The sequence below is a fragment of the Burkholderia sp. LS-044 genome (genome assembly GCF_004803625.1).
GTDB lineage: Bacteria > Pseudomonadota > Gammaproteobacteria > Burkholderiales > Burkholderiaceae > Burkholderia > Burkholderia cepacia.
In genome coordinates this window covers 123,585-130,784 of sequence record NZ_SSWO01000021.1, presented here as the reverse complement: position 1 = coordinate 130,784, position 7,200 = coordinate 123,585, and the positions used below count along the sequence as shown (strand labels likewise).

The following is a 7,200-nucleotide window of genomic DNA, read 5'->3' as shown; positions in this document are numbered from 1 at the left end:
CATCGGCACCGGCGCTCGCCGGCGCGGCGGCGCTTGCGCCGGCGGCCGACGCTTCGGAGGCCGCGGCGGCCGATGCCGCTTCCGCCGCACTGGCCGCGCTCGGCACGACCGGCTGCGGCAGCGCCGTGAAGCCGGCCGCGACGGCGGCGGGCCGGTTCGCGTCGCCGATCACCGGCGCGTTGACGGGTTCGGTCGCCGACGCCGCGGCAGCCACGGCCGCGGCCTCGTTCTGCGGGTTCTGGCGGTCGACGAGATAGAAGTCGAGCACGCGGCGCGCGATCGGGCCCGCGGCCTGCGCCCCCCAGCCGCCGTTCTCGACGACCAGCGCGACGGCGATCTGCGGATGGTCGACCGGTGCGTACGCGATGAACAGCGCGTGGTCGCGCAGGTGCTCGGCGAGCAGGTGGCCCTTGTAGTTGGAGCCTTGCAGCGAGAACACCTGCGCGGTGCCGGTCTTGCCGGCGGCGAGGTACGGCGCGCCGCGGAACACCTTGTACGCGGTGCCGGACGGGTTCTCGATCACGTTCTCCATCCCGCGCTTCACGACATCGATGTCGGCCTGCTTGAGCGGGATCACTTCGCTTTCCTTCGGCACGGTCAGGCGGCGCCCGCGCGTGATCGGGTCCTCGATTTCCTTCACCAGGTGAGGCTTCATCACGACGCCGTTGTTCGCGAGCGTCGCGGTCGCGTGCGCGAGCTGCAGGATCGTGAACGAGTTGTAGCCCTGGCCGATCCCGAGGCTGATCGTCTCGCCGTCGAACCACTTCTGCTGCGCGGCCTTCTTGAACGCCTTCTTCTTCCAGTCGGTCGACGGCAGGATCCCGCGCGCCTCGCCCTGGATGTCGATCCCGGTGATCTGGCCGAAGCCGAACGGCTTCATGAAGTTCGCGATCGCGTTCACGCCGAGGTCGCGCGCGAGCATGTAGAAGTAGGTGTCGTTCGACACCATGATCGCCTTGTTCATGTCGACCCAGCCCTGGCCCGAGCGCACGTCGTTGCGGAACGTGTGGCCGCCGAACGTGAAGTAGCCGGGATCCTGGAAGCCCCAGCCCGGCGTGCGCTTGCCGAGCGTCAGGCCGGCGAGCGCCATGAACGGCTTGTACGTCGAGCCGGGCGGGTAGGTGCCGTGCAGCGGGCGGTTCAGCAGCGGCTTGTCGGTCGAGTTGTTCAGCTCGTCCCAGGTCTGCTGGTCGATGCCGTCGACGAACGAGTTCGGGTCGAAACTCGGCGACGACACGAACGCGAGCACGTCGCCCGTCTTCGGCTCGATCGCGACCAGTGCGCCGCGCTTGCCGGCGAACGCCTGCTCGGCGACCTGCTGCAGCCCGATGTCGAGCGACAGCACGAGGTTGTTGCCGGGCGTCGCCTGCGTGCGCGACAGCGTGCGCACCGGCCGGCCGCCGGCCGTCACCTCGACTTCCTCGAAGCCCGTCAGCCCGTGCAGCTCGGTTTCGTAGCTCTGCTCGACGCCGATCTTGCCGATGTAGTCGGTGCCCTTGTAGTTGTTCGCGTCGCGGCGCGGATCGTAGTTTTCCTGGTCGCTGTCGTTGTCGTCGCTCATCGCGTCGATGCGATCCTGGTCGCGCTTCGAGATCCGGCCGATGTAGCCGATCACGTGCGCGGCCGTCGTGCCGAGCGGATATTGGCGGAACAGGCGCGCGCGCACGTCGACGCCGGGGAAGCGGAAGCGCTGCGCGGTGAAGCGCGCGACTTCCTCGTCGGTGAGCCGGGTGCGGATCGGCAGGCTCTCGAAGTTCTTCGAGTCTTCCTGCAGCTTCTTGAAGCGGCGGCGGTCGCGCGCGTCGATCGGGATGATCTCGGACAGCTTGTCGATCGTGTTCTCGAGCGTGTCGTCGAGCTTCGACGGCGTGATCTCGAGCGTGTACGCCGAATAGTTCTTCGCGAGGATCACGCCGTTGCGGTCGGTGATGATCCCGCGGTTCGGCACGATCGGCGCGACCGAGATGCGGTTCTCCTCGGCCTGCAGCGCGTATTTGCCGTGCTGCATCAACTGCAGGTAGAAAAAGCGGCTCGCGAGCAGCCCGAAGCAGACGAACACGAACACGCCCGCCGCCGCGACGCGCAGGCGGAACTTCGAGAGCTGCTGTTGGGTGTCGTTGAATTCGGTCATGCGGTTACGATCGATCTGGCCCGCGCACGATGCGGCTGCGGGCGAGGGGCCGCCCCGGAGCGCGGCGGGCGTGGAGGCGGCGGGTAGTCAAGGCAGGCCCCGGGTTCAGATGGGGCGCGTATCGTCCGGATCGACCGGGCGGCGTTGCGGCATCAGCAGCAGGTGGCTCGCGATCGGCCACAGCGCGGCCTCGACGAAGCCGTCGACCAGGTAGCGCCAGCCCGGGAACGCGGCGCCCATCACGAGGCGGATCACGAACGGAACGAGCTGCGCGACGACCAGCAGCGGCGTGACGTACAGCACCTGCACGCCGATCGGCATCCACAGCACGCGACGGTGGATCGTGATCGCGCCGTACGACAGCAGCGTATAGGCGAGCGCGTGCTCGCCGAGCAGCCCCGCGTCATGCACGTCCATCAGGATGCCGAGCGCGAACGCGACGCCCATCCCGACCTTGCGCGGCTGATGGATGTTCCAGAACAGCAGCACGAGCGCGACGAAGTCGGGCACGCCGGGCAGGCGGCCCCACGGCATCAGGTTCAGCAGGAACGCGGCGGCGAGGCTGAAGACGATGAAGTACGGATTGACCGGCTGCAGGATGTATTGCGGGCGATTCATCGCTGGGCTCCTGGTTGCCCGGCCGCGGGCTTCGCGGGCGCGGCGGCGGGCTTGGCCGCAGGCGCAGGCGCGGCAGGCGCCGGCTTGGCGCCGGGCTGGGCCGCGGCGGCCGGCTTCGCGCCGGCGTCGGCCTTCTCGCCTTTCGCGGCGGCTTTCGCGCCTTTCTTGCCCTTCGCGTTCTTGTCGGCGGCCGGATCGGGCTCGGCCGGGCGCGGCGGGATGTCGTTCTGGTAATGCAGCACGAGCATCTGGCGCGCGCCGCGCACGGCGGCGATCGGCGCGCAGGTCACGCGCGCGAATGCGGTATCGGCGAGCTTGTCGACGCGTACGACCTTCGCGACCGGCAGGCCGGGCGGATAGACGCCGTCGAGGCCGCTCGTGACGAGCTCGTCGCCGACGACGAGATCCGCGCTCGTCGGCACGAAGCGCAGGTCGAGCGAATCGCCTTTCGGCGTGCCGTAGATCACGCTGCGCAGGCCGGTGCGCAGCACCTGCACGGGAATCGCGAGATCGCGGTCGGTGACCAGCGTGACTTCGGACTGCAGCGGGAACACGCGCGTGACCTGGCCGACCACGCCGTTCTCGCTGACGACGGGCGCGCCGTTCTGGATGCCCTGCTGCGAACCCTGGCCGATCACGATCTTCTGCGTGAACGGATCGCTCGTGTCGTACTGGATCTCGGCCGGCGTCGATTGCGTCGCGATGTGCTGGCGCAGCTCGAGCACGGCGCGCAGGTGCGCGTTCTCCTGCGCGAGCACGGCGGCCTGGTTGGCCTGCGTGGACAGCTGCAGGTTGCGCTTGCGGAGATCGTCGTTGTCATGGCGCAGCGACGCGCCGGTGACGGCGATGTCGGCCGCGCCCATGAACAGGTCGCGCGGCACGAGCGCGGCGCGCTGCAGCGGATAGAGCACGGTGCCGAGCACGCCGCGGACGATTTCGAGCGTGTTGAAGCGCGCGTCCGACACCAGCAGTGCGATCGCGACGGCGACGAAAAAGATGAGCCGCGCGAGCGCGGGCGGGCCTTGCTTGAAGAGGGGCGGCGGACTGTATTCCATGGTCGGCGCCGGGCGCGAATGATCGGTTAAATGAAGCTCAGACGCGCAAACGGCGCGGCGGTTCGTTCTGAATGAGCGAGCCGGCCACGCCGCGGGTGCGTCATGTCAGGAAGACTGCCTAGACGATCACTCGTACGAGAAGATGCTGCCCAGCTTGTCCATGCGCTCGAGCGCCATGCCCGAACCGCGCACGACGCAGGTGAGCGGATCTTCCGCGACGAGCACCGGCAGGCCGGTTTCTTCCGCGAGCAGGCGATCGAGGTCGCGCAGCAGCGCGCCGCCGCCCGTCAGCATCATCCCGCGTTCGGCGATGTCGGCGCCGAGTTCCGGCGGCGTCTGTTCGAGCGCGATCTTCACCGACGACACGATCTGGTTCAGCGGATCGGTCAGCGCTTCGAGGATTTCGTTGCTGGAGATCGTGAAGCTGCGCGGAATGCCTTCCGACAGGTTGCGGCCCTTCACTTCCATTTCCTTGACTTCGGAGCCCGGGAACGCGGAGCCGATTTCCTTCTTGATCGCCTCGGCGGTCTGCTCGCCGATCAGCATCCCGTAGTTGCGGCGGATGTAGTTGACGATCGCTTCGTCGAACTTGTCGCCGCCGACGCGCACCGAGCCTTTATAGACGATGCCGCCGAGCGAGATCACGCCGACTTCCGTCGTGCCGCCGCCGATGTCGACGACCATCGAGCCGGTGGCTTCCGACACCGGCAGGCCTGCGCCGATCGCGGCCGCCATCGGCTCCTCGATCAGGTAGACCTGCGATGCGCCGGCGCCGTGCGCGGCTTCCTTGATCGCGCGGCGCTCGACCTGGGTCGAGCCGCACGGCACGCAGATGATGATGCGCGGCGACGGCGAGAACATGCGCGACTCGTGGGCCGTCTTGATGAACTGCTTGATCATCTGCTCGGTGACGGTGAAGTCGGCGATCACGCCGTCCTTCATCGGGCGGATCGCCTCGATGTTGCCCGGTACCTTGCCGAGCATCTGCTTGGCTTCCTTGCCGACTGCCTGGATCGTCTTCTTGCCGTTGGGGCCGCCTTCCTGGCGGATCGACACGACGGACGGCTCATCGAGCACGATGCCCTTGCCGCGCATGTAGATCAGGGTGTTTGCGGTGCCGAGGTCGATCGCGAGATCGTTGGAGAAGTAGCTGCGCAAAAAACCGAACATTCAGAATCCTGTTTCGCTCTGGGCCGGCCCTGCATAGCGAGCGCTGAGGGCGGCAGCGGAAAAAATAACAGCCTCGGGAAGCGTGGCGGAAGCGGCCGCCGCGGCGCACGAAGCTGCGAGTGATGTCTACCGGGGATCGCACGAAGCACGCACGGCTTGCCGAAGCGGGGCGAAACGGTGCGGGAAAAGGCTGCCGGGTTTGGGTCGAACGCGTAATGATACCTTATAATTTCACGGTATTTGAATCGAAACGGGCGGTATTTTTGCCGCTTCGGCCCCGATTTTTGAGGGTGGGATCGCACCCTCCAACCCCCCGCCGCAGTGCTGCTTTCGATGCATTGCGCAGTCTTGTTTTTCCGGTGATCGCATGGCCCTGACCCTGACCGATGTGAAACGCATCGCGCACCTGGCGCGACTCGAAATGGCCGACGCCGACGCCGAGCACATGCTCGGCCAGCTCAATGATCTCTTCGGCCTCGTCGAGCAGATGCAGGCGGTCGACACCGCCGGCATCGCGCCGCTCGCCCACCCGATCGAACAGATCCAGGAAGTCGCGCAGCGCCTGCGCGACGACGCCGTGACGGAAGTCGTCAATCGCGACGACAACCAGCGTCCGGCGCCGGCCGTCCAGGACGGCCTCTATCTCGTGCCGAAGGTGATCGAGTAAGCATTCGACGACAAGCGCGCCGGCCAGCGCCGCGCGCCACCCAGAATTCCCAGGAAAACCACTCAATGCACGCAAAAAGCCTGACCGAACTGCGCGCCGCGCTCGCCGCCAAGGAATGCTCGGCCGTCGAGCTCGCGCAGCTCTACCTGAAACGGATCGACGCCGCGCGCGACCTGAACGCGTTCGTCCACGTCGATGCCGACCTGACCCTCGCGCAGGCGAAAGCTGCCGACGCGGAGCTCGCGCGCGGCGCGGGCGGCGCGCTCACCGGCCTGCCGATCGCGCACAAGGACGTGTTCGTCACGCGCGGCTGGCACTCGACCGCCGGCTCGAAGATGCTCGCGAACTACGCGAGCCCGTTCGACGCGACCGTCGTCGCCCGCCTGCAGGCGGCCGGCATGGTCACGCTCGGCAAGACCAACATGGACGAGTTCGCGATGGGCTCGTCGAACGAGAACTCGGCGTTCGGCGCGGTGAAGAGCCCGTGGGACACGAATGCCGTGCCGGGCGGCAGCTCGGGCGGCAGCTCGGCCGCCGTCGCCGCGCGCCTCGCGCCGGCGGCAACCGGCACCGACACCGGCGGCTCGATCCGCCAGCCCGCGTCGTTCGCGGGCGTGACGGGCATCAAGCCGACCTACGGCCGCGTGTCGCGCTACGGGATGATCGCGTTCGCGTCGTCGCTCGACCAGGGCGGCCCGATGGCCCAGAGCGCGTCCGACTGCGCGCTGCTGCTGAACGCGATGGCCGGCTTCGACGAGCGCGACTCGACGAGCCTCGATCGCGACGATGAAGACTTCACGCGCCACCTCGGCCAGCCGTGGGCGGCCGGCAACGATGCGGGCAAGCCGCTCGCGGGCCTGCGCATCGGCTTGCCGAACGAGTATTTCGGCGACGGCCTGGCCGACGACGTACGCGCGACGATCGACGCGGCACTGAAGCAGTATGAAGCGCTCGGCGCGACGCTCGTGCCCGTGTCGCTGCCGAAGACGGAGCTGTCGATCCCCGTGTATTACGTGATCGCGCCGGCCGAGGCATCGTCGAACCTGTCGCGTTTCGACGGCGTGCGTTTCGGCCACCGCGCCGCGCAATACGGCGACCTGCTCGACATGTACAAGAAGTCGCGCGCAGAAGGCTTCGGCCCCGAGGTGAAGCGCCGGATCCTGGTCGGCACGTACGTGCTGTCGCACGGCTACTACGACGCGTACTACCTGCAGGCGCAGAAGATCCGCCGCATCATCGCGAACGATTTCCAGGAAGCGTTCAAGACCTGCGACGTGATCATGGGCCCGGCCTCGCCGACGGTCGCATGGGATCTCGGTTCGAAGGGCGACGATCCGGTGCAGATGTATCTCGCGGATATCTACACGCTGTCGGTGAGCCTCGCGGGCCTGCCCGGCATGAGCGTGCCGTGCGGCTTCGGCGCGGGCGCGAACGCGAAGCGCCCGGTCGGCCTGCAGATCATCGGCAACTATTTCAACGAAGCCCGGATGCTGCAGGTCGCCGACGCGTTCCAGCGCGCGACCGACTGGCACAAGCAAGTTCCGGCAGGGGTGTAAGCA

The 7,200-nt window shown here is 67.8% G+C and carries 6 protein-coding genes; 2 read left to right on the top strand and 4 right to left on the bottom strand.

The features are described from left to right. The 4 genes from mrdA to E9536_RS35915 form a co-directional block, all read right to left on the bottom strand. A partial coding sequence (gene mrdA, locus E9536_RS35930) for a penicillin-binding protein 2 (RefSeq protein WP_136472453.1) occupies positions 1-2,131 on the bottom strand: 2,131 nt, incomplete at its 3' end. Positions 2,132-2,236: 105 nt separating this feature from the next. Next, positions 2,237-2,749 carry a rod shape-determining protein MreD gene (gene mreD, locus E9536_RS35925; RefSeq protein WP_009687274.1) on the bottom strand — a complete coding sequence of 171 codons (513 nt, stop codon included), beginning with the start codon at positions 2,747-2,749 and terminating at the stop codon, positions 2,237-2,239. After that, positions 2,746-3,804, bottom strand: a complete 1,059-nt coding sequence (mreC, locus tag E9536_RS35920) for a rod shape-determining protein MreC (protein ID WP_027788857.1) — start codon at positions 3,802-3,804, stop codon at positions 2,746-2,748. Before mreC ends, mreD begins: the two co-directional genes overlap by 4 nt. A gap of 126 nt (positions 3,805-3,930) precedes the next feature. After that, on the bottom strand, positions 3,931-4,974 hold the full coding sequence (locus tag E9536_RS35915; RefSeq protein WP_004189550.1) for a rod shape-determining protein: 1,044 nt from the start codon (positions 4,972-4,974) through the stop codon (positions 3,931-3,933). A gap of 367 nt (positions 4,975-5,341) precedes the next feature. Between E9536_RS35915 and gatC the strand changes: the two genes are divergently transcribed. Then, complete coding sequence (gene gatC / locus E9536_RS35910) at positions 5,342-5,641, top strand: Asp-tRNA(Asn)/Glu-tRNA(Gln) amidotransferase subunit GatC (protein ID WP_027788858.1); 300 nt, start codon at positions 5,342-5,344, stop codon at positions 5,639-5,641. 65 nt (positions 5,642-5,706) lie between these two features. Then, on the top strand, positions 5,707-7,197 hold the full coding sequence (gene gatA / locus E9536_RS35905; protein WP_136472451.1) for an Asp-tRNA(Asn)/Glu-tRNA(Gln) amidotransferase subunit GatA: 1,491 nt from the start codon (positions 5,707-5,709) through the stop codon (positions 7,195-7,197). The last annotated feature ends 3 nt before the right edge of the window (positions 7,198-7,200 follow it).

Bases quoted from the DNA above. Each gene is read 5' to 3' on its own strand.
- mreD (WP_009687274.1), bottom strand. From the start codon at position 2,749: ATGAATCGCCCGCAATACATCCTGCAGCCGGTCAATCCGTACTTCATC.
- mreC (WP_027788857.1), bottom strand. From the start codon at position 3,804: ATGGAATACAGTCCGCCGCCCCTCTTCAAGCAAGGCCCGCCCGCGCTC.
- E9536_RS35915 (WP_004189550.1), bottom strand. From the start codon at position 4,974: ATGTTCGGTTTTTTGCGCAGCTACTTCTCCAACGATCTCGCGATCGAC.
- gatC (WP_027788858.1), top strand. From the start codon at position 5,342: ATGGCCCTGACCCTGACCGATGTGAAACGCATCGCGCACCTGGCGCGA.
- gatA (WP_136472451.1), top strand. From the start codon at position 5,707: ATGCACGCAAAAAGCCTGACCGAACTGCGCGCCGCGCTCGCCGCCAAG.